Origin of the sequence: Thermodesulfovibrio sp. 1176 (assembly GCF_029946585.1) — a bacterium.
Lineage (GTDB): Bacteria > Nitrospirota > Thermodesulfovibrionia > Thermodesulfovibrionales > Thermodesulfovibrionaceae > Thermodesulfovibrio.
Map to the genome: position 1 here is coordinate 126,367 of NZ_JARZRZ010000004.1, position 22,212 is coordinate 148,578.

Below are 22,212 nucleotides of genomic sequence, written 5' to 3' on the forward strand. Positions count from 1 at the left end.
ATAAAATAAAATTGAAAGTATAGGCTACTGATTTACTCATTGTATTTCTTCATTAAATTTGAACCGGCGAGGAAAAAACAAAAACAGTAAAATATAATAACAAACAAAGAAATCAATCCTTCCATATCAAGAAAAGTTTTTCTTATCAGGATATTTGTATGTGTCAAAGGCATTATGTAAATGATTGGTTTAAAAATTGTAGGAATCCTGTCAATTGAGAAAAAGGTTCCACTAAAAAAAGCCATCGGCATGATAAAGAAGTTTGAGTAAGTAGCAGTGTCTTCATGGGATTTTGTTATCATTCCTGTAATTACACCAAGACTGGCAAACATAAAACAATTAAATAAAAGGGTCACAACAAAAATCAGATTTATGGAAAAATTTGAAGGAACTACAAAGCCCACAGTAATTATAAGCAGAGATGCAAAAAGCCCTTTTACCATACCTGCCAGAACCTCTCCTATCATTATTGAAAAAGGCTTAACTGGTGACTGAATGTAAACCTGAAATGTCTTAAAATAAAGCCTGCTAAGATTAAGTGAACTTGCAACCCATGAGTACGAATTATTCATAGAACTCATAGCAACAAGTCCTGGCAGTAAAAAAGTTAAATAATCAGTTCCTTCAGAAAGTTTTACTGTCCTTCCTAAACCAAGCCCGAATGTTACAAGATAGATAATCGGTGCCATCATTGCTGAAAAAATGTATCCAAGCCTCAGCAATTTCCTTTTAAACTGGAGCATCTCTTTTAAAAAAATAGGATACCAGCCTATCATTGTCCTTCTTTAATCTCCTTAATTCTTTCTCCAGTTAACTTTACAAAAACATCTTCAAGATTTGATTTTCTAATCATCACTCCATCGCTTCTCTGTTTTGCAATCTCATATGCCTGCTCTCTACTGTGACATATCTGACTTACAAGTCTTCCATCTTTATCAGTAAACTCAACCACATACTCACCAACATCTTTTTTAAGTTCCGAAGGTGTTCCAAGAGCAATTAACTTACCGTGAGACAGGATACCTACCCTGTCACAAAGTGTTTCTGCTTCTTCAATGTAATGAGTTGTAAGAAGAACTGTTCTACCTTCAGATTTAATTTTTCTTATTATCTGCCAAAGTTCCCTTCTAATATGAGGATCAAGACCTATTGATGGTTCATCAAGAAACAAAACCTTTGGCTGAGGCAATAGCGCTCTTGCAAGAAGTGTTCTTCTTTGAAGTCCACCTGAAAGAGTTGAAACAACTGAGTTTTTTTTATCTTGAAGTCCCATTGCTGAAAGGACTTCATCTATTCTACTTTTCAGGTTTTTTACTTTATGAAGCATACCATAAATTAGAAGATTTTCATAAACAGTTAGTTCCCGTTCAAGATTGTTTTCCTGAGGCACAACTCCAATTATTTTTTTTATTTCAATAGGATTTTGAATTATATCAATTTCATCTATGTAGCAGGCTCCTTTGTCGGGTTTTGTAAGTGTTGTAAGAATTTTTACGGTTGTTGTTTTCCCAGCTCCATTAGGACCAAGAAGACCAAATATTTCACCTTTTTTTATTTCAAAACTTAAAGAATCAACTGCTTTAACTTTTCCATAACTCTTTGAGATACTTTCAATTCTTATCATAAAGCGTCATGGAGCTTTGTTATCCTCGGCGCTCTTCCTTTAACTTCACAACATTCTGTTAAATGAGCATCGCTTACTTTAAGAAGAGTTCCTCTTTTAGAGCCATATCTAAAAATTGTTATTCCCTTAAGTCCCTTTTTGTAAGCAAGAATAAATATTTTTGCTACTTCTTCTTTTTTTGTTCTCTGGGGTAGATTTATGGTTTTTGATACAGCATTATCTATATATTTCTGAAATGATGCCTGCATCTCAATATGTTCTTCTGGAGAAATTTCGAGAGCTGTTTTAAAAAGTTCTTTAACTTTTGATGGTATCCCTTTTATACCTCTCAAAGTTCCCTTTTGTCTCAGTGTGTTAATAAATTCATCACTGTAAAAACTCTCTTTCTGGGCGATTTCAACAAGATATTTATTTATTATTTCAAATTCTGTATCAAGAATTCTCTGTTTGTAAGCAAGTAAAAAATAAGGTTCAATTCCGCTTGAACAGTCTGCAATTATTGAAATTGTACCTGTTGGAGCAATTGTTGTTGTAGTTGCATTTCTCATCATTATACCTTCCTTTTCCCATACAGAGCCTTTGAAATTGGGAAAAACTCCTCTTTTTTGTGCAAGTTCTTGTGAGGCTTCGTGAGATTTTTCTTTTATAAATTTCATAAGTGATTCAGCTAAATGAAAAGCTCTTTTATGATTATATGGAATTTCAAGCTCTACAAGGCAGTCTGCCCATCCCATAACTCCAAGTCCTATTTTTCTGTTACCTTTATGCATCGCCTCCACTTCTGGCACAGGATAATGGGTAACATCAATTGCATCATCAAGAAAACGGGTAGCAGTTTTTATATCGTATTCAAGAAGTTCATAATTAATTTTTTTATCCTTAACATACTTTGACAGATTAAGTGAGCCAAGAATGCATGCTTCATAAGGAAGAAGAGGTTGCTCTCCACAGGGATTTGTGCTTTCTATCTGTCCGATATGAGGCGTTGGATTGTATTTATTTATTGTATCTATAAAAATAACTCCTGGATCTCCTGTTTCCCAAGCTGACTTAATAATTTCATCAAAAACTTCCTTTGCTTTGATTTTCTTTACAATTTCACCATTTCTTGGATTTATCAAAGGATAGTAATCATCTTTAAAAAGAGCTTCCATGAAGGAATCAGTAACCGCAACAGATATATTGAAATTACTAAGACTTTCTATTCTTTTAATTCTTACAAACTCCAAAATATCAGGATGGTCAACCCTAAGAATGCCCATATTAGCTCCCCTTCTTGCTCCACCCTGCTTTATTATGTCTGAAGCTCTATCAAAGATCTTCATAAACGAAACAGGACCACTTGCAATACCTCCTGTAGAGCGAACAACATCCCCCTTTGGTCTTAAATGAGAAAAATTAAATCCTGTTCCACCACCACTTTGCAGAATCAATGCTGCATCCTTAAGAGTCTTAAATATTGCCTCTATAGAATCTTCCACAGGAAGAACAAAACAAGCAGCAAGCTGAGCTTTTGGTTTGCCTGCATTCATCAATGCGGGAGAATTTGGTAAAAATCTTAAGGAACTTATGAGTTCATAAAACTTTTCTGCCCATTCTTCAGAATTTTCTTTATAAAGGTTTTCAGCAGTGGCAATATAATTTGAAACTCTTTTAAACATCTCATCTGGTGTTTCAATAACTTCACCTTTTTCATTTTTAAGTAAATATCTGATTTCAAGAACTGTTCTTGCTCTCTCTGTAATAATCATTTTTATAGTGTATCATATTCAGTTGCAACTTTAGGATATTTAAAATTAAAATTAAACATGCCTGCTAAATGTCCTGTATGTGGGAAAGAAACAAACCTTGAAAACAATCCATGGAGACCTTTTTGCTCTAAAAATTGTAAAATAATTGACCTATGGAACTGGGTTAATGAAAACTATTCAATAAAAGTTGAAGAAGTTAATCAAAAAATAAATATTGAGGAGGAAGAAAATGATAAAAGTTACAGTATGTGGTGCAGCAGGAAGAATGGGCAGTAGAATTATTGCCCTTTCAAAGGATTATCCAGAGATAAAGCTCGTAGGAGCTGTTGAATCAAAGGACAATTCTCGCTTAGGCGATGATGTTGGTGTAGTTGCTGGAATTGGAGAATTAGGGATAAAAATAGTTGACGACATTGAAAAAGTGATCGACAACACAGATATTGCTGTCAATTTTACCAATCCAGAGGCTACCATAGAGCATCTCAAAATTGTAAAAAAACACAAAAAATCTATAGTAATTGGAACCACAGGATTTGATAATGAGCAAATTTCTCTGGTTCAGAAAGCATCAAAGGAAATTCCTATAGTTCTATCTCCCAATATGAGTATAGGTGTTAATCTTTTATTTAAAATTTTAAAAGATGTAGCAAAAGTACTTGGCGATGATTATGATGTTGAGATAATAGAAGCTCATCACAGGATGAAAAAGGATGCGCCAAGTGGAACAGCTATAAAAATGGCAAAAGTCATTGCTGAAGCCTTAGGTAGAAATTTTGACGAAGTAGCAGTGTACGCAAGAAAGGGAATTATTGGAGAAAGAACTAAAAAAGAGATAGGAATTCAAACGGTTAGAGCTGGCGATATAGTTGGAGAACATACTGTTATATTTGGAGGATTAGGTGAAAGAATTGAAATAACCCACAAAGCATCAAGCAGGGATACCTTTGCAAGGGGAGCATTAAAAGCAGTATTATGGCTTTATGGCAAACCAGCAGGACTTTATGATATGGGAGATGTACTTGGAATAAAATAAAGGGAGGGATTCCCCTCCCCCTTTTATCCTTCAACAATTGAGAATTCTTTCCACATAAACCAGTTACCAGTGTCTTTCAAAAAGGTGTATGTTTCAGAAAAAATTTTATAATGTTGCTCTTCTTCGTATATTAATCTTTCGAAAAGCTTTTTTTCCTTTTCTGTATTGACTTCATTTTTTACTTTTTTATAGAATTCTATTCCTTCCTTTTCCATTTCCATTGCAATCCTGAATGCTTCAAGTTCATCTTCTTCAACTTTAAGTCTTTCCATCATCTGATCTTTCATTTCTTCAAAGATTGTTTTAACTGTTTTTATAGGATTAGCTTCTCTGATTGTAAGTTCAAGTCCTTTAAGAACTTCTTCTATCATTTTAATATGATTTTTTTCATCTTCTGCTATTGTAAGAAACATTTTTTTACCAGCAGGATGGAAGACTTTCTGAGAAGCTTCAGTATAAAACTTTACAGCATCAGTCTCCATCTTTAAAGCAATTTCAATTGACTTCATAAAATCCTCCGTTCTTATTCTTCTGGTTCAAACATATCTTTTGTTGCACCACACACAGGACAACTCCAGGAGTCTGGTAAATTCTCAAAGGCTGTTCCTGCAGGTATTCCATTATCAGGATCACCTTGGGATGGATCATAAACATAACCACATACGCTACATTTGTACTTTTTCATAGTCTCCTCCTTTTTGAGTAAAAACTATTTTAAAATTATTTTAAATTATCTCTTTTTAATATGTCAAAGGCAATGTTATAATATTTAATATGAAAATTAAAATTATAGTGATTACGGTTATAGTGCTTATTGCATTTCTTGGTGGTGCTGGATTTGCTTTACTGAGAGACATCCCTTCAATAAAAGATTTTGAAAAAGTAAAACCCATCCAGGGCACAAAAGTTTATGCAGAAGATGGAACTCTAATTGGTGAATTTAAAATTCAAAAGGGTATATATATCCCTTTTAAACAAATACCTAAACATCTTATAGATGCTGTAGTTGCCACAGAAGATTCTCGTTTCTGGAAACATAAAGGAATTGATTATATTGGAATAGGAAGAGCTATCATTACAGATATTTTACATATGAGTCTTAAAGAAGGAGGAAGTACCATTACACAACAGCTTGCCAAAATAATGTTTCTTACACCAGAAAAGACGCTTTCAAGAAAAATTAAAGAAGCCTATCTTGCAATAAAAATTGAAAAAGAGCTCAGTAAAGAAAAAATACTTGAACTATATCTAAACAACGTTTATTTTGGACATGGAGCCTATGGTGTTGAAATGGCATCAAGAATATATTTTGGTAAATCGGTACATGAAATTACGCTACCCGAAGCAGCTTTACTTGCAGGATTAATAAAAGCACCTAATACCTATTCACCATACAATGACCTTGTCAGAGCAAAACAGCGTCAGGAAACAGTACTAGAAAGAATGGAAAAGGAAGAGTTGATTTCTCCTCAAGAAAGAAAAAGAGCCTCTCAGCAGGCAATTCATTTAAGTTCATTGAGAATTTCAACAGAAAACTATAATTATTTTCTTGAGTATGTAAGAAAACAACTTGAAGAAAACTTTGACATTGAAAAAATTTATAAGGGAAATTTAAAGGTTTATACAACCTTAGACATTCGTGCTCAAATATCTGCTCAAAAGGCTTTACAAGAAGGACTCAGAGATGTAGATAAAAGAATTGGATGGCGAGGACCATTTGGAAAAGTTTCTATAAAAAATAATGAAGAAAAAGAAGAAAAGGTTGCTTTTACTCCAGCAGTTGGAGATATTGCAAGAGGCATTGTAATCTCAGTAACACCAAATCAAGCAATAATTAAAGCAAGAGGAATTAAGGGAAAACTAAATTTGTCTGATGCTCAATGGGCAAGCAAAGTAATTGATTCTTCAGGAAAAGTTAAAATTTTGAGAAATTTTCGCCTAACTGACATTCTCCATCCGGGTGATGTTATAATGGTAAAATTTAAATCCATTGGTAAAGAAATCCTCTTCTCTCTTGAACAAGAACCAGAAATAGAAGGAGCTCTTGTTGCAGTTGACCCACAGACAGGATTTATAAAGGCGATGGTTGGTGGATATAGTTTCCAAAGAGGTGAATTCAACAGAGCTGTTTATGCAAAAAGACAGCCTGGTAGTAGTTTTAAACCCTTTGTGTATGCTGCTGCTATAGAAAAGGGTTTTACGCCAGAGAATACTATGCTTGACGAACCGATTAGTTACAAAACAGGACTCAAAGAGTGGTCACCTTCTAATTATGATGGAGAATTCTGGGGAGAAATCACATTAAGAAGAGCTTTAGCTTTTTCAAGAAATGTTCCTACAGTTAGATTAGCAGAAATGCTTGGAGTTGATTCAATAATAAATCTTGCTAAAAGGGCTGGTATCACATCAGAAATGCCAGCAGATTTAACTATTGCATTAGGCAGTTTAAGCGTTTCTCCATTGGAACTAACTTCAGCATTTGCTGTTTTTGCAAATGGAGGAAAAAAAATAAAACCGATTGCAATAAAATATGTAACTGATGCATCTGGCAAAATTTTACTTCAAAACGAACCCGAACTTCAGGATGCGATTTCTCCTGAAGTTTCTTATACAATTACATCCATGCTCAGGGATGTTGTCACTTATGGAACAGGAACAAGGGCAAACATCGGAAGACCTTTGGCAGGTAAAACAGGAACAAGTAATGATTTTAAAGATGCATGGTTTATCGGATATACACCTCAGCTTGTTGCAGGTGTGTGGGTTGGATATGATGATATGAGAAAAAGCCTTGGTCAAGGTGAGGCTGGTGGAAGGGTATCTGCACCAATTTGGGCTCAATTTATGAAAGAAGCATTAGCTAATAAAGAATCATTAGATTTCATCTTACCAATAAATACCCAAGAAATTAAAGATAATTCAAAAAATTCTGAATCTACAAAAAATTCTACAAATCAGAAAATCAACCCTATTATGCCAAGATAAAAGGAGATTACCATGAAAATATTAGTTTTCGGACTTGGTGCATTAGGAACAGTATTTGCTACTTGTCTAAAATCACAGGGACATAATGTTTTTGGATTTACAAAAGAAAAGTACATTAATCAACTCAAAGACAAAAAATTAAAAATAACAGGACTTTTTGGAGAAAAAGAAGCCAAGTTGGATGATATTTTTACAAACACTGAACAAATTAAAAATAAAGATATTGACCTTATAATTGTTTCAGTAAAGGCATATGATACACAGACAGCTATCAATCAAATAAAGCCAATAATAGGAGAAAATACTCTAATTTTACTTGCTCAGAATGGTTATGGAAACTATGAAATTGCAACCTCCATATTAGGTAAAGAAAAGGTAATGCTTTCAAGAGTAATTTTCGGTGCAAAAATTACTGAAATTGGGACTGCTGAAGTAACTGTTTTCGCAGATGATATAGTTATTGGTCAACCTGATATGGCAATCCCCGAAGAAAGATTAAATGAAATTGCAAAAATTTTTAATGAATCAGGACTTCCAACAAGGGTATCCCAGAATGTATATGCAATCCTTTGGGATAAAATTCTTTATAACTCTGCTTTAAATCCTCTTGGAGCAATTCTTGAATGCAGTTACGGAACTTTGGCAGAACACCAAGAAACAAGAAATATAATGAATAAAATAATTGAAGAAATTTTTCAAGTAGCAAAATTGAGAGGAATAAAACTTAACTGGAAAGATTACAAAGAATATCTCGAATATTTTTATGAGAAACTTGTCCCTCCAACTGCCAAACATTTTCCATCAATGTATTATGATATAAAACAGGGTAAAAAAACAGAAATAGATGCTCTAAATGGTGCTATAGTTAAAATTGCTAAAGAAATTAATCTTCAAACTCAGGTAAATGAAACTATAACAAATTTAATAAAAATAAAAGAAAAATTATCCTTAACGCAAAAATTTAATAAATAATTCCTGAATTATTTGGACAGTTTTAGCAACTTCTTCACTCATTGGATCTCCAAACCCGGTAGTTTTCGGTTGTATGCCTATAATCATTATTCTTGAATTAATTCTTGCTTTAATATAGCTAATAGAAATTTTTAAAGATAGCCTATGAGTTGATAATCCTTTATTTGATAGTTCCTTATCAGTTATGAAACATACACTGCCAGGTAATTTGTTCATCTGTAATGCATCAATGAATATTATAGTGTCTGGTTTTTCATGGATTATTTGTTCTATGAAATTTTCTGGTTTATCTTCACAATCAATCAAAATGGCATTTATTTTGTTTTTAAGATTTTTTATAATGTACGAACCAACGTAATCATCACCTCTTAAAGGATTCCCAATTCCTGCGATTAAGACTTTTCCATTGATATTACTTAAAAATTCACTTAATTCCAACTTGTTCTGCAATCAAGGGCTTTATTTTCTTTTTTGAAATTCCCAATGCTTGAGCAATTCCAAAAAGAATAGCCTCTGGACGGGGTGGGCATCCTGGAATATATAAGTTTACAGGTATTATCTTGTCAACTCCTCCAACAACATTATAGCTGTCAAACCATATTCCACCTGCAGTTGCGCAGGAGCCAAGGGCTATAATAATTTTTGGTTCTGGAGTTGCTTCATAGACTTTTATAACAAATTCAATGGTTGGACGTGTTACAGGTCCTGATATAACCAAAGCATCTGCATGTCTTGGAGAACTAACTGCCTTCATGCCAAATCGCTCTATATCATAATAGGGAGTTAAAATATCGAGTAATTCTATATCACAACCATTACATGCTCCTGTGTTTACATGATAAATCCATATAGATTTTTTTAAAGCCCATTGAGCAAGCTTTTTTAACAATGACATATTTTTTCCTCCTTAATGTGACATTTTAATAATACCATTTGTAGCAATTTCAAGTAATGGATAAATAATTTCGGGGAAAACACCAAAAATGATTAATAAAAAAGTAAGTACAAAAGTGGATAAAACCATAGAAGCTGGCAATTGAATCTTATTTAATATCTGATTTTGTTCTTTCTTTGACCAGAATAAAAATATTGCCGTTCTAAGAAGAGCAAGTCCGCTAATAAATCCCGATAAAATTAAAATAATAGAAGTCCAAAGAAATCCTGATTCAGTAAGTGCAAAAAATATTGTGATAGAACTCAAAAAACTTCCAAACATAGGCATTCCTGCAACTGCTAAAGCTCCAATAAAGAACATTGGAGAAACCCACGATATATTTCCAAATGATTTCTTTATTTCATCTATTTTGCTACTACCATAGGCAAAAATCAAAATACCCGTTGAAAAAAATAAAATTCCCTTCATTAAAGTATGATTAATAATATGAAAAACTCCACCTAAAATACCTATATAACTATTTAGAACCAATGCTGATGCTATGAATCCCATTTCACTTATACTGCAATAGGCAATCATCTTTTTTAAATCCCTTTGATTAAAAGCTAATACTGCACCAAAAAACATACTTAATGATGAAAGTATAATTACTAATGTTTGTATTTCCTGAAAATGAAAGGAAAAAACAGTAACAGTCCTTACTATACCGTAAAAACCTATTTTTGTAACAGCACCAGCTAAAAATACTGTAATTGGCGAAGGAGATTCAGAATAAGAATCAGGAAGCCATACATGAAAGGGTATTAATCCAGATTTTGTAAAAAAACCTATTATAAAAAGCACTGCACAAATTAATGCTATATGCTTTGGCAATGACGCAACATAAAAAGAAATATTACTTAAAAATATCAAAGTACCTGTAAAATAACTAAGTAAAATAATTCCCAACAAACTAAATAAAATTCCTACATTGATGAATAATAAATATTTAAAACTTGCTTTAAGGTCTTCCTTTTGAAGGTTAAATGCTATCAGATAGATGACTAATATAGTACTTAGTTCCAAAAAAATATAAATTAAAAACAGATTATTGAGAACAAATGCAAGATTCATAAATGCGGTTGAATAAAGTATTGTAGAATAGTAAAGATGAAATTTATTTTGCCTATGACTGTAAAGTTTTGCCAAATATTGAGGTGAATATAAAATTGTAATCAAAGCAACTATTTCAATCATTAATTGCATTAGAATACTAAATCCATCAATATAAAAAATTTGATTTACTTCTATAACTTTACTTTCAGATAAATTAAGCTTTTCCCAGACAAGGATTGTGCAAAAAATGGATATAAGAATAGAGATAACAGGAAAAATTTTATTTATGGTAAATTTATTGCCAGCAAGAAGCACAAAAGAGGCAAATAAAATAGGAGATATAAAAACCATTGATACTATAAATACATCAATATCTATCATTTCTACTCCTCTAATCTATGAATTGCTTTTGTTTGTCTAAGTTTTTCAATTTCCTCTTTTACTAAAATTTCATTTAATCTAAGAATTATATAAAGGAAAAAGGATATGGCAACTATAAAATTGAAAGTTAATGTAAATTCAATGAATTTAGGCAAATGGGGAATTAAACTTATTATCAATAAATGAATTCCATTTTCAACTATAAAGAAACAAATAACCATTTTCACGGTGTCATTTTTTGAAATAAGAAGATATAATCCGTAGATAAAAAGAGTTATTCCACATGCAAAAGATGGAAGAACTTGAGGAAGATTCATTGTTTTAAAAATTCCCATAAAGTGATAAACTAAAGAAAGAACAACAATTGATAATGCTATAGAAAGTGGATGACTTATAGTTGGTTTTATCTCGCTGTGTATTCGATTTTTAATAGATTTAAGAATAAATAATGGAACTATAAAAACCCTAACTAATAAATCTAAAAAAGCTATCCAATAAAGAGATGTTATATTATAAGTAAAGCCCATTGTAAAAACAGAAGTAACAATAAATAAAGAATTAGCAATAAGACAGTATACTGAAAATCTTAAATTTTTTGATTCTCCTGCAAAAAACGTTAAAATTAGAATTGATATAAAAATTAATTCCATATCAAACTCCTATTAAAGCTAAAAAAATTGAAGTTATTGAAAAAACAGCAAGCGTTAAATTATATTTTAATGCCTGATCAATCCTTAATCGAGGATTTAAAGCCTCAATTAGTGTACTTATAAATATAATTATTGTAACTTTTATAATCGCAATTAGAGTATTTAATATCAAACTTTCAGTCATGGGCCAGGGAACAAAAATCTGTGAAAATACTAAACAAAACAAAACCTGCCTTGACATATTTGCCCATTTAACACAAGCATACTTTGGACCGCTTAATTCAATAAGAACTCCTTCTGCAATCTCCTGTTCTGCTTCTGAAATGTCAAAGGGAATTTTCCCAATCAATGCTTGTAGAGATAAGAAAACGCATACAGTTGCTAAAAGCATAGAAACATTTGGTCCATTTAAAGTATACCATGAAACAATATCTCCAATTTTAAAAGATTGGGCATTTATTGCTCCTGTTATCAATGCAATGGCTAAAATTGGTTCAACGGAAAGATGAAGCATCATTTTACGAGAAGCACCTACATAAGCAAAGGGATTTTCTGAGGCTGAGGCAGTGATTATTATTGCAATTCCTACTACTGTTATTATATAGATAAAAAGAAATATATCCCCCCAAAAATTGAGTGGTGGAGTTTTACCTGTTATAGGTATCAAAAGAGAAGCCATGCCAACACTTACTACAGAAAGATATGGAGACAATCTAAAAAGGGGATTTATAGTAGATTTTAAATCTTCTTTTCCCATAAGTTTAATAATATCGAAATAGGACTGCAAAGGTGATGGTCCTACCCTACTCTGAATTAAAGCTCGTATTTTTCTTGTAAATCCATCAAAAAAAGGAGACAGTATCAATACTACAAAAAGATTGATTATAAATGAAATAATAAGATAATCAATCATGGTTTCCCCTCATATAAATACATAACAAATATAAAAATTAATAAGCTACCAAATATAAGCCATAGAATATACTTTTTAATCATCCTTTGATAAACTTGCTGGCTATGTTCAAATAAATTAAAAATTTTATGTGCAAAAGGATAATAAAACCAGCTATCAGGTTGAAGTATTTTTATAAACCATTTAGGCAATGAAAATTTTAAAGAAGGAAGATTTACCGGATAAAATCCCTTAAACTGAATATTTCCAATTTTAAAACTGACAAGTTTTTTAAAGGGCTGATAAAAACTATGTCCTGTATAAGTAACTTCTTCTGGGGTATGTTCCTTCCCACCATACCATGTTTCTACTATCCTTTTTTTAACATCCGCATATCTTTCAAAACCAAAAATAAGAAGACATAGTAAAATTAGAGGAATCAAAATCATAATCGGAAACCAAGTGCCTGCAAAGCATTCTTCACAAAAGTTAATGCCAAAACCTAAGTAACTTGTCATAAAAACTTGAGAAAACTCAGGTAATTTAATATTTAAAGAATCAGAGACTGAAATATAAATTAATTTAAGTGGTATTATAGGAAAAAGTCCTAAAAAAATACAGATTAAAGAAAGAAATATCTGGGGAAATGTCATACTAAAAGGCAATTTGACTGTGTTGTTTCTCACTCCTTGAAGTTTTCCCATAAAAGCTGAATTGACAAATTTAAGAAAAGAGGCTAAAGTAACTGCCGATATAAAAATTGAAATTATTCCAAAATTAATAAAGATAAATTTTATTAAAAATGAAACTCCCGATTCATTTGCAGACCAAATGGAAGATTCAAAAATCAAAAGCTTTGATACAAAACCATTAAAGGGTGGTACTCCAGCAATAGACAAAGAGCCTATCAAAGCTGCAATAGCTGTCAAGGGCATAATTTTCATTAATCCTGAAACTTTATTAAGATCAGTTGTACCTGTTTGATAATAAATTGAACCAGCATTTAAAAATAGTAAACTTTTATATATGGAATTATTAAAAATATGAAAAATTCCTCCTACCAAACTAATAGCACCCAAGAAGGGATGAGTATTTATAAAGTATAATCCGATACCTATTCCCAGTAGCATATATCCTACTTGTCCAATTGCATGAAAGGACATTAATCTTTTAGCTTCATCCTGAGTAAGTGCTGCTACAGTTCCGATAAATATTGAGAACACTCCTGTTAGGGCTAATATAAATCCCCAAATTTCTGTATAAGATGACAGAGGTAAAACAGAAAAGAAAAATCTTAAAATAGCATAAACTCCCAATTTTGACATAATACCACCAAAAAATGATGAAGCTGATGAAGGAGGTTCGGGATAAGTATTTGGTAACCAAAAACCAAAGGGAAGTGCTCCTGCTTTTGTTATAAAAGCTAAAAAAATACAAAATATAATAAAATGAGAAAGTACAGGATTATTTATAATTAAGAGATTAAAAATATTTTTTATTTCTGTAAAGGCAAAATCATGACTTCCTGAATATAAAATTAAAGAAGCTAAAATTAAAAATCCTGTTGTAACATGAGTTGCTATGAAATACTGTAGTCCACCTTTTAGTGCTGAAGGTTTTTCCTTTTCAAAAAGTACTAAAAACCATGAACTTAAAGTCATCATTTCCCAAAAAATAATAAAAAAGAGCATATCACTGACGCATACTACACCAACACAAGCAATGAATAGCAACAATAGAAACGGATAAAATCTTACAGAAGATTGATTGTATGCCTTAAGATATTTCCATGAAAACATGGTTACACTCATTGAGATTAAAGCAATGACAATCAAAAATAAAGCAGAAAGGGAATCTATATTCAATTGCAGAGACGAATTTATTATTGGTTTAAGGGAAAATAATTCCTCTTTTATAACTTTATTATTTATAAAAATTTCAAAGGAAAGATAAAAAAGAGATACTGAAGAAAAAAATGTGCAAATAAAAGCAATTATACCAGCAATGGATTTATTTTTTATAAGAAAAGTTAAAATAAAACCTATAAATAAAAATAAAACTGCATGATATAAATAATTAATAATTTCCATTGTTTCACCCTCCATATAAAGCTTTTACAAAGGGATAACCGATCAAGGGTGAAAGAAAAGTTAAGATTAATAAAAATACTAAACTAAATCTCATAGAAAAAGGAATTTGATTATTTGCTAAAACAACTTTGGATGAGGCTTCTCCAAAGAAAACCCTATGACCTACAAAAATATACCAGCAAAAAGACAGAATACTCTCAATTAAGGCAAGTAATCCAAATACTGTTGTATAAGTATTTTTTAATTCAAAGGCCCCAGTAAAAATCATGAATTTACTCCAGAATCCTGAAAAAGGTGGAATCCCAACAATTGCAAACATTCCACATAAAAAACAAAGAGTAAGAAGAGGAAATTTTTTTATTAAACCTCTTAATTCGCTTATACTTTTAGTGCCAGTTGTATATGCAATAGCACCAACTGAAAGAAAGAGCAATCCCTTAGCAAATCCATGATTTATAATATGAAAAATACCTCCCATTCCTCCTGTTTTTGATCCAAATATTCCAAGAGTAATACCAAGTAAAATATATCCAAGATGTCCTATTGTAGAGTAAGCTAATAGCTTTTTTAAATCATCCTGAAAGTAATACAAAATAACTGAAATCATCATAGTTAAAATAGCTATAGTTGACATAATAATTATGAAATTTTCAGAGAAATATGAATTAGAAAGATATATTCTTGCCATTAAGTAAACCCCTGCCTTAACCATTGCAGCAGCGTGTAGATAAGCACTTACTGGTGTTGGAGCAACCATTGCATCTGGTAACCATGTAAAAAGAGGTATCTGAGCTGATTTAGCAGAGGCAGCAAAAAATATAAGTAATAATACGATAAATTTTGATGATATCGAAAGGGAATCAATTGCCGAAAAATCAAAGGATTTAACTTCTGTATACATTAAAGCCAAGGCAACTAAAAATCCAAATCCACCAATATGGGTCATTATGAAAGCTTTTAATCCTGAAAATAAAGCTTTATCCTCCTTTGTATAGGAAATTAGTGCCCAGGAGCAAAGAGTTGTGACCTCCCAGAAAAAGAAAAGTTGTAATAAATTAGGTGAAGTAACAATTCCAATCATTGCACCAATAAAAAGAAGCAAAAGAAAATAATAGCTTTGATATGGAGCATAAAAGGGATGATCAGCATTATATGGAGACATATATCCATAGGAATATAAAATTACAAAAAAACCTATTACTGTTATTAATATGAGCAAAATCGCAGTTAAGGGATCACTCATTAAACCAAAATTTAAATTTATAGGAAGCCATTTAAATAAGTAAAAATCATAATGGACTTTAAAACTGCTAAATAAACTAAAAATACTAAATAACATAGTTAAAAAAGCAAAAATTGCTGCAATAATTCCAGCAACCCTGTTTTTAAATAAATAGGATATTAAAGCGCCTAAAAAAGGTATGATAAGGGATAGAAGTAAATAATCCATAATCATGCCTCTTTGTTCTGATTTTTTCTTCTACATTCTGAACATATTTTTAATTTATTTATCTGTTCTTCTGTTTTGTTTTGAAGTCTTTCAATTTGTTTATTCAACATGTTAAGAGTAATAAAAGGTTTTCCACAGATTGAACATTTAACCATTTTTATTTTTATAACAATATCTAAATCTTGTTTATTATCAGTAGCAAGTTCGAACTCATGGGTAATTCTTATTGCTTTTTCAGGGCATGCTGTAGCACATCGTCCACAGTAAATACATCTACCGGAGTAAAACAACACAATTTTTTCATCTTCTTTATCTTGAATTTCTATTAATCTTGACGGACATGTTCTTACACAGTTACCACATCCAATACATTTATTAGGATCAACTTTTAATCTTCCTCTCAAATTTTCTGGTGGTGTTAAAGGAACAAAAGGATAGGGTCTTGTTATTTTTTTATGTCTTGATGAAAGTAAAAGAGCTTTTATTTTACTTTTAAGCATTTGACTAATTCTTGAGAATTGTAAATTTTAACTTTTTTATTATTTATATCTATTGTTTCATATCTTTCTGTACAGGAAAAACAAGGATCAATACTTGCTATAATCAGAGGTGCATCTGCTATTGAATTGCCTTTTAAAAGAACTGATAAAGCCTGATAATTCTGATAAGAAGGAGCTCTTACACTCCAGCGATAGGGTTTTCCATCAGTGCCTGTCATTACATAATGAAAAAGTTGTCCTCTGGGTGCTTCAATATATGAAATACCTTCTTTCCAAGGCTCAATTTTTGATACCTTTACAAAATTAACTCCTTCAGGAAATTTTTCAATAATCTGTCGGAGAATATTAATAGAAACTAAAATTTCCTCAAGTCTCACAATGGTTCTTGCCCATATATCACCTTCTTTTCTCAATGGAACTCGTATCTGTAACATAGAATAGGCTGCATAGGGGAAATTAACTCTTATATCAATATTAATCCCTGAAGCTCTTGCAACAGGTCCACCAATAAAATATTTCATAGCATCACTTTCAGAAAGAATTCCTACATTTTTAAATCTCATCTGAAGGACATCATCATCAATAATAATTTCTCTAAGTTCTCTTACTTCTCTCTCAATATCTGATATAACTACTTCCATATCTTTTAAATGTTGAGGAAGAACATCAATTGTAACTCCACCAACAATGTTTATTCCATAGGTTTTTCTATTACCTGTAATCATTTCACAAAGGTACATTACAGGCTCTCTTATTCTCCATGCTTGCATAAATAAAGTATCAAATCCTACGATATGTGCTGCTAAACCAACCCAAAGAAGATGACTATGAATCCTTTCAAGTTCAAGAAACATACTTCTGATAAATTTTGCTTTATCTGGTATCTCAATTCCTGCTGCTTTTTCAACAGCTTGACAATAGGCAGTAGAGTGGACAAAACCGCAAATTCCACATATTCTCTCAGCAAGAAATGGAATTTGTTGATAGTTTAGGACGCTTTCACCGAGTTTTTCAATTCCTCTATGAACATAAAAACCTCTATAATCAAAATCAACAATATCCTCACCATCAACAATTAATCGAAAATAAGCAGGTTCTTCAAGAGAAGGATAAAAAGGACCAATAGGGATAACAGTTTTGCCTTCTTCAGGTTTTTTAAGTTGTGTAGATTGCCCAAGCTCCTCAGAAGGTTTTGTATTATATGAAAAACTTTTTCTCAAAGGATATGTATTTTGAGGCCAATCATCAGGCAAAACAAGTCTTCTTGGATCAGGATGACCGTAAAATTTTATTCCAAAAAGGTCATTACATTCCCTTTCAGCCCATGTTGCACCAGGAATAATATCAGATATCGAATCAATTTTAGGATTTGAAGAATCTATATCAGTTTTAACTATTATATTAAGTTTTTCTTGAGGAAACATAAAAAAGTAATTCAATTCAATTTTTTCTCTTTGAGAAGTAAAATCTATAGCAGTCAGATGAATAAATCTTAAACCTTCTAAAATAAGAATTTTTACTATTTCTTTGATATAGGAAGCATCAGTTTTTAAAATAACTGTACCTTCTTGCTCTTGGACTAAATCCACAGAGTTGTTCAATTCAGCTTTAATTTTTTCAGGCTTCTGCATTTTATTAAGATTAATAAAAAAAATTTAGGAAAAGCAAATAATCTTTTTTAATATTAAAATTTAATCTAATTCTTCTTTTTCAGTGCTTATATTTTCATATTTAATTTTAGCTATTCTCTGTCCTACCATTTCTATGACTTTGAAGACTTTGCCATTAACCCTTACAGTATCTCCAACTTTAGGAATTCTTTGAAGAGAGGTAAGTATAAAACCTCCAAGAGTTTCATATTCTTCTGATTCCTCAATTTCTATTCCATAATCTTCTCTTAAATCTCTTACTGAAATACCTGCATCTATAATCATCGAACCATCTGGTAATGTAACTACAGGCATTTCAATATCATACTCATCTCTTATTTCTCCCACAAGCTCCTCAAGAATATCTTCTAAGGTTACTAATCCTGTTATAACTCCATATTCATCAACAACTAATGCCATATGAACCCTCTTTTTTTGCATTTCCTTTAAAAGAATATTTATTTTCATTGTCTCAGGCACAAAAAATGGAGGTTTTAACAATTTTTTTATATCAATTTTCCCTCCTTGATTTTTTAATATAAGATTATAAAAATCCTTTGAATGGAGAATCCCTCTAACATCGTTTAAGTCTTTTCCAATAACTGGATATCTCGAGAATTGCTCTTCCATTATTATTTCTTTTATTTCTTCTAAGCTCATATAAACACTAACTGTTGTTATTTCTGGTGCAGGAATCATAATTTCTTTTACAATAATATCGGAAAAACTAAAGGCACTGTGTATAAGCTGTCGCTCCTCTGGTTCAAATATACCTTTTTCTTCTCCTTCTTCTATCAAAAGCTTTAACTCCTCCTGGGAAATAAATCCTCTTTCAGAAAATGTTTTTAATCCAAAGGGTTTTAAAATAAAACTTGCAGTATTAGTTAAAATTTTAACGAGTATTGATGTTATTTTTGAAAAATTATCTATAAATTTAGCGGTTTTTAAACTCACCCATTCAGGATTATGAAGGGCAATTGATTTTGGAATTAGTTCTCCTAAAGTCACTGAAACATATGTAACAATCAAAACAACTAATGTGATTGATAAAGCCTCAGCTGAAGATTGTAAATAAGTAAATGGTAAAGATTCAATTAATGGTTTAATGTTCTTTACTGCATAGGCACCTGCTATAGCTGATGCAAGGGTTCCTATGAGGGTTATTCCAACTTGAATTGTAGCTAAAAAATTATTTGGATTTTCTTTAAATTTTTCTACTATTAATGCATTTGATTTCTTTTCCTCAATTAGTTGTTTTAATCTTGTACGTCTTAGAGTAACAACACCTATTTCTGCAGCAGAAAATAAACCATTTAAAACGATGAGGCAGAGTATCAGAAAAATTTCATTCATTTTAATAATTTTTTATTATATAAGGGTCTACTAATTAATAACTTTTTATTTTTTCTACTAATGCTTCTGCCACCTCCAGGGTTCCTACTGGTGGATTTGGATCATCAGGAGACTTCATATCATAGGTTACAAATCTGCCCTCCTTTATAATTTCTGCTACAGCGTTTTCTATTTTATCTGCTGACTGTGTCTCTCCTAAATACCTTAACATCATAACCGCACTTAATATTATTGCAAAAGGATTTACTTTATTCAATCCTTTATATTTTGGTGCACTTCCATGGGTTGGTTCAAAAACAGCGTATTCATCACCAATATTTGCACCTGGTGCCAATCCTAATCCACCAATCAGTCCTGCTGCAAGGTCACTTATAATATCTCCGTAAAGATTTGGTAAAACAAGTACATCATAAAGCTCTGGTTTCTGAACTAACTGCATGCACATGTTGTCAACGATTTTATCTTCAAACTCTACATCTGGATAGTTTGTTGCAACCTCTCGGGCAACCTCAAGAAATAATCCATCACTATGTTTCATTATATTTGCTTTATGAACAGCTGTAACTTTTTTACGTCCATTTTTTCTTGCATATTCAAAAGCAAATCTAACAATTCTTTCAGTACCAAAAACTGAAATAGGTTTAATACTAATTCCAGAATCCTGCCTTATTTTTTTCCCGGTTTTTTCTTCAATAAATTTTATCAAATCAATGGTTTCAGTCTCACCCTTTTTAAATTCAATTCCAGCATATAGGTCTTCTGTATTTTCTCTAACTATAACAAGGTCTATATTTTCATACTTTGTTTTTGCACCTTTAAAACTTTTACAGGGTCTTACACAGGCATAAAGGTCAAGAGCCTGTCTAAGAGAGACATTAACACTTCTAAAACCTGTTCCAACAGGTGTTGTTATTGGACCTTTTATTGCAATTTTGTTTTTCTTAATAGATTCTATTACTCTTTCTGGTAAAGGATTTCCTTCTTTTAAATAAACTTCCTCACCGGCATTTTGAATTTCCCATTGAATTTTTATTCCTGTAGCCTCAACAACTTTCTTCATTGCTTCTGATATTTCAGGACCAATTCCATCACCAGGAATAAGTGTAATAGTATACATTCTTATGGTTCCTCCTAAGGTGTTACTGTAAGAATTTGCCTGACAATGTCAGGATACTGGGCAATAAATCTAAGTTCGTCATCAGTAAGAGGTTTTTGAGTATGTAAATTTGCATACTGAACAAGTTCAAGTATTCTTCTTGCCTCATTGTCATCGTGGAATTCAATACCAAGTTTACTGTAGACATATCTGAATCCTTTTATACCACCATATTCTCCAGTAGTGATTATTCTTCCTGTTTCAAGAAGTTCTGGTTCTCCACGACCAACATCTTCTGGGGAGTAAAGTTCGTAATTAGCTCTATCTTTTAAAACTCCGTCAGCATGAATTCCTGATTCATGGGCAAAGGCATTTGCTCCAACACCTGGTTGATTAATAGGAATTGGTATGTTAAAAGCATAGGAAGCATATTTTGCAATCTTCCATGCCATTTTGAGATTCACATGCTCATCAAGAGGGCATTTTTCCTTTAAACCGTGAGAAAACTTAAGAGCAAGAATTGTAGAAACTAAATCCGCATTTCCTGCTCTCTCACCGTATCCATTCACTGTTGTATTTATATAACTGTCAACACCAGCTTCCACTGTGGCCTGAGCTCCAGCAACAGAGACAGCCTCTGCCATGCCAAGGTCATTGTGACAGTGCATTTCAATGGGAAATTTTGTTGCTAAGGCAAGAGTATGAATTCTTTCATAAATTGTGATAGGGTCTTCACATCCCAATGTATCGCAATAACGAAATCTATCTCCACCTGCTTCTTTTCCAGCAAAGATAAACTCGATGAGCCTACTAAGCTCTGTACGGGATGCATCTTCTGCATTAAATCCTACTGTTTCTGCTCCAAGTTCTTTAGCAAGTTTTACAGCATTGTACATACCCTTCACAACGTCATCCCATGTTTTTCTACCCTGAAATTTACCCTGAATCATAATTTCAGATGTGGAAACTGAGAGATTTAGATGTTTAATTTTTGGACAATTCTTAAATACTAACTCAACATCTTCAGGAATAGCCCTTGCCCATCCTTCAAGATGAATTCTTTTAAAAACTCCTAATTCAGCAAGTTCAAGGTTAGCATTGATGTAATTAATTTCATGTTTTAAAGTAGGAAATCCGATCTCACTTTGATAAACACCCATTTCATCAAGATATATATTAAGCATTGTCTTTGAAAGTTTTGGAAGCAGTATTCTTGAAGTCTGCACACCATCTCTATTTGTTACATCAATAAGATAAACTGTTCCCTTCTTTGCCATTTATTTCTCCTCCTTCTGTAAATTTTGTTTTTATTTTCTTTGGGATATCTCTCTTGGGATAGCTACTTTACCTGTTCTTACAAATTCCTTTATTCCAAGAGGTTTAACAAGTTCTATAAAAGCCCTAATCTTTTTTTCATCGCCAGTAACTTCTATAGTATAAGTTGTAGGACCTGAGTCAACAACTCTTCCGCGGAATATTTCAACGGTTTTTAATAATTCAAGTCTATTTTCTTTTCTTGGTGCAACTTTAATTAAAACCATTTCTCTTTCTACATGATCTATTTCAGTTAAATCAACAACTTTAATGACATCGACAAGTCGATTAAGCTGTTTTGTAATTTGTTCAATTACTCTATCATCACCTGTGGTTACTATTGTCATGATTGATATATTTGGATCAATGGTTTCACCAACTGAAAGACTTTCAATGTTGTATCCTCTACCACTAAATAATCCAGCAATTCTTGCTAAAACTCCAAATTTGTTTTCTACCAACACAGAAATAGTGTGTCTCAC

The 22,212-nt window shown here is 31.9% G+C and carries 22 protein-coding genes; 4 read left to right on the forward strand and 18 right to left on the reverse strand.

The genetic code is table 11. From position 1 onward, the window contains the following. Positions 1-32: 32 nt before the first annotated feature. From QI155_RS08315 to QI155_RS08325, 3 genes are read right to left on the reverse strand one after another with little or no spacing between them, the layout of a single operon-like run. Positions 33-776 carry an ABC transporter permease gene (locus QI155_RS08315; protein ID WP_281321425.1) on the reverse strand — a complete coding sequence of 248 codons (744 nt, stop codon included), beginning with the start codon at positions 774-776 and terminating at the stop codon, positions 33-35. Then, positions 773-1,624 carry an ATP-binding cassette domain-containing protein gene (locus QI155_RS08320; RefSeq protein WP_068859355.1) on the reverse strand — a complete coding sequence of 284 codons (852 nt, stop codon included), beginning with the start codon at positions 1,622-1,624 and terminating at the stop codon, positions 773-775. Before QI155_RS08320 ends, QI155_RS08315 begins: the two co-directional genes overlap by 4 nt. Continuing rightward, entirely contained in the window at positions 1,621-3,375 is a 1,755-nt protein-coding gene (locus QI155_RS08325) for an adenosylcobalamin-dependent ribonucleoside-diphosphate reductase (protein ID WP_068859357.1), read from the reverse strand. The genes QI155_RS08320 and QI155_RS08325 overlap by 4 nt, the downstream gene beginning before the upstream one ends. Before the next feature lie 57 nt (positions 3,376-3,432). Here QI155_RS08325 and yacG point away from each other — a divergent pair, with 57 nt between their 5' ends. Next, positions 3,433-3,651: a DNA gyrase inhibitor YacG gene (gene yacG, locus QI155_RS08330; protein WP_068859360.1), complete on the forward strand. Its 219-nt coding sequence runs from the start codon at positions 3,433-3,435 to the stop codon at positions 3,649-3,651. After that, positions 3,605-4,408: a 4-hydroxy-tetrahydrodipicolinate reductase gene (gene dapB / locus QI155_RS08335; RefSeq protein ID WP_281321426.1), complete on the forward strand. Its 804-nt coding sequence runs from the start codon at positions 3,605-3,607 to the stop codon at positions 4,406-4,408. The genes yacG and dapB overlap by 47 nt, the downstream gene beginning before the upstream one ends. A gap of 23 nt (positions 4,409-4,431) precedes the next feature. Here dapB and QI155_RS08340 read toward each other — a convergent pair whose 3' ends face one another. Then, the gene (locus QI155_RS08340; protein WP_068859364.1) at positions 4,432-4,917 is read right to left on the reverse strand and encodes a ferritin family protein; all 486 of its coding nucleotides are present in this window, start codon (positions 4,915-4,917) and stop codon (positions 4,432-4,434) included. Positions 4,918-4,931: 14 nt separating this feature from the next. Beyond that, complete coding sequence (rd, locus tag QI155_RS08345; RefSeq protein WP_068859366.1) at positions 4,932-5,093, reverse strand: rubredoxin; 162 nt, start codon at positions 5,091-5,093, stop codon at positions 4,932-4,934. An 89-nt stretch (positions 5,094-5,182) separates the two neighbouring features. Here rd and QI155_RS08350 point away from each other — a divergent pair, with 89 nt between their 5' ends. Together QI155_RS08350 and QI155_RS08355 are read left to right on the forward strand one after the other, a co-directional pair. Next, the gene (locus QI155_RS08350; protein ID WP_083200038.1) at positions 5,183-7,393 is read left to right on the forward strand and encodes a PBP1A family penicillin-binding protein; all 2,211 of its coding nucleotides are present in this window, start codon (positions 5,183-5,185) and stop codon (positions 7,391-7,393) included. Between the two features lie 12 nt (positions 7,394-7,405). Continuing rightward, entirely contained in the window at positions 7,406-8,365 is a 960-nt protein-coding gene (locus QI155_RS08355) for a ketopantoate reductase family protein (protein ID WP_068859370.1), read from the forward strand. Here the strand turns inward: QI155_RS08355 and QI155_RS08360 are convergent. Genes QI155_RS08360 through ilvN form a run of 13 tightly spaced genes read right to left on the reverse strand, consistent with a single transcriptional unit; the run spans position 8,342 to position 22,212 of the window. Then, a complete protein-coding gene (locus tag QI155_RS08360; RefSeq protein ID WP_281321427.1) occupies positions 8,342-8,803 on the reverse strand; it encodes a hydrogenase 3 maturation endopeptidase HyCI in 462 nt (153 codons plus the stop codon). The two genes, QI155_RS08355 and QI155_RS08360, sit on opposite strands and share 24 nt — an antisense overlap. Then, positions 8,790-9,260 (reverse strand): NADH-quinone oxidoreductase subunit B family protein, encoded by a 471-nt coding sequence (locus QI155_RS08365; RefSeq protein ID WP_068859374.1) that lies wholly within the window; start codon positions 9,258-9,260, stop codon positions 8,790-8,792. Before QI155_RS08365 ends, QI155_RS08360 begins: the two co-directional genes overlap by 14 nt. A 12-nt stretch (positions 9,261-9,272) precedes the next feature. Further along, complete coding sequence (locus QI155_RS08370) at positions 9,273-10,736, reverse strand: proton-conducting transporter membrane subunit (RefSeq protein WP_068859376.1); 1,464 nt, start codon at positions 10,734-10,736, stop codon at positions 9,273-9,275. A gap of 2 nt (positions 10,737-10,738) precedes the next feature. Then, positions 10,739-11,386: a hypothetical protein gene (locus QI155_RS08375; RefSeq protein ID WP_068859378.1), complete on the reverse strand. Its 648-nt coding sequence runs from the start codon at positions 11,384-11,386 to the stop codon at positions 10,739-10,741. Between the two features lies 1 nt (position 11,387). Beyond that, positions 11,388-12,299, reverse strand: a complete 912-nt coding sequence (locus QI155_RS08380; protein ID WP_068859380.1) for an NADH-quinone oxidoreductase subunit H — start codon at positions 12,297-12,299, stop codon at positions 11,388-11,390. Further along, a complete protein-coding gene (locus tag QI155_RS08385; protein ID WP_068859382.1) occupies positions 12,296-14,368 on the reverse strand; it encodes a proton-conducting transporter membrane subunit in 2,073 nt (690 codons plus the stop codon). The genes QI155_RS08380 and QI155_RS08385 overlap by 4 nt, the downstream gene beginning before the upstream one ends. A 4-nt stretch (positions 14,369-14,372) precedes the next feature. Beyond that, positions 14,373-15,818 carry a hydrogenase 4 subunit D gene (locus QI155_RS08390; RefSeq protein WP_281321428.1) on the reverse strand — a complete coding sequence of 482 codons (1,446 nt, stop codon included), beginning with the start codon at positions 15,816-15,818 and terminating at the stop codon, positions 14,373-14,375. 2 nt (positions 15,819-15,820) lie between these two features. Next, entirely contained in the window at positions 15,821-16,318 is a 498-nt protein-coding gene (locus QI155_RS08395; RefSeq protein ID WP_068859384.1) for a 4Fe-4S dicluster domain-containing protein, read from the reverse strand. Further along, positions 16,300-17,949, reverse strand: a complete 1,650-nt coding sequence (locus tag QI155_RS08400; protein WP_068859386.1) for an NADH-quinone oxidoreductase subunit C — start codon at positions 17,947-17,949, stop codon at positions 16,300-16,302. The genes QI155_RS08395 and QI155_RS08400 overlap by 19 nt, the downstream gene beginning before the upstream one ends. 60 nt (positions 17,950-18,009) lie before the next feature. Then, positions 18,010-19,320: a hemolysin family protein gene (locus QI155_RS08405; RefSeq protein ID WP_068859390.1), complete on the reverse strand. Its 1,311-nt coding sequence runs from the start codon at positions 19,318-19,320 to the stop codon at positions 18,010-18,012. Positions 19,321-19,354: 34 nt separating this feature from the next. After that, entirely contained in the window at positions 19,355-20,437 is a 1,083-nt protein-coding gene (locus tag QI155_RS08410; protein WP_068859391.1) for an isocitrate/isopropylmalate dehydrogenase family protein, read from the reverse strand. 14 nt (positions 20,438-20,451) lie between these two features. Further along, positions 20,452-21,693, reverse strand: coding sequence for a homocitrate synthase (locus QI155_RS08415; protein WP_068859394.1), 1,242 nt, complete (start codon positions 21,691-21,693; stop codon positions 20,452-20,454). A 30-nt stretch (positions 21,694-21,723) separates the two neighbouring features. Continuing rightward, positions 21,724-22,212 carry an acetolactate synthase small subunit gene (gene ilvN, locus QI155_RS08420; protein ID WP_068859396.1) on the reverse strand — a complete coding sequence of 163 codons (489 nt, stop codon included), beginning with the start codon at positions 22,210-22,212 and terminating at the stop codon, positions 21,724-21,726.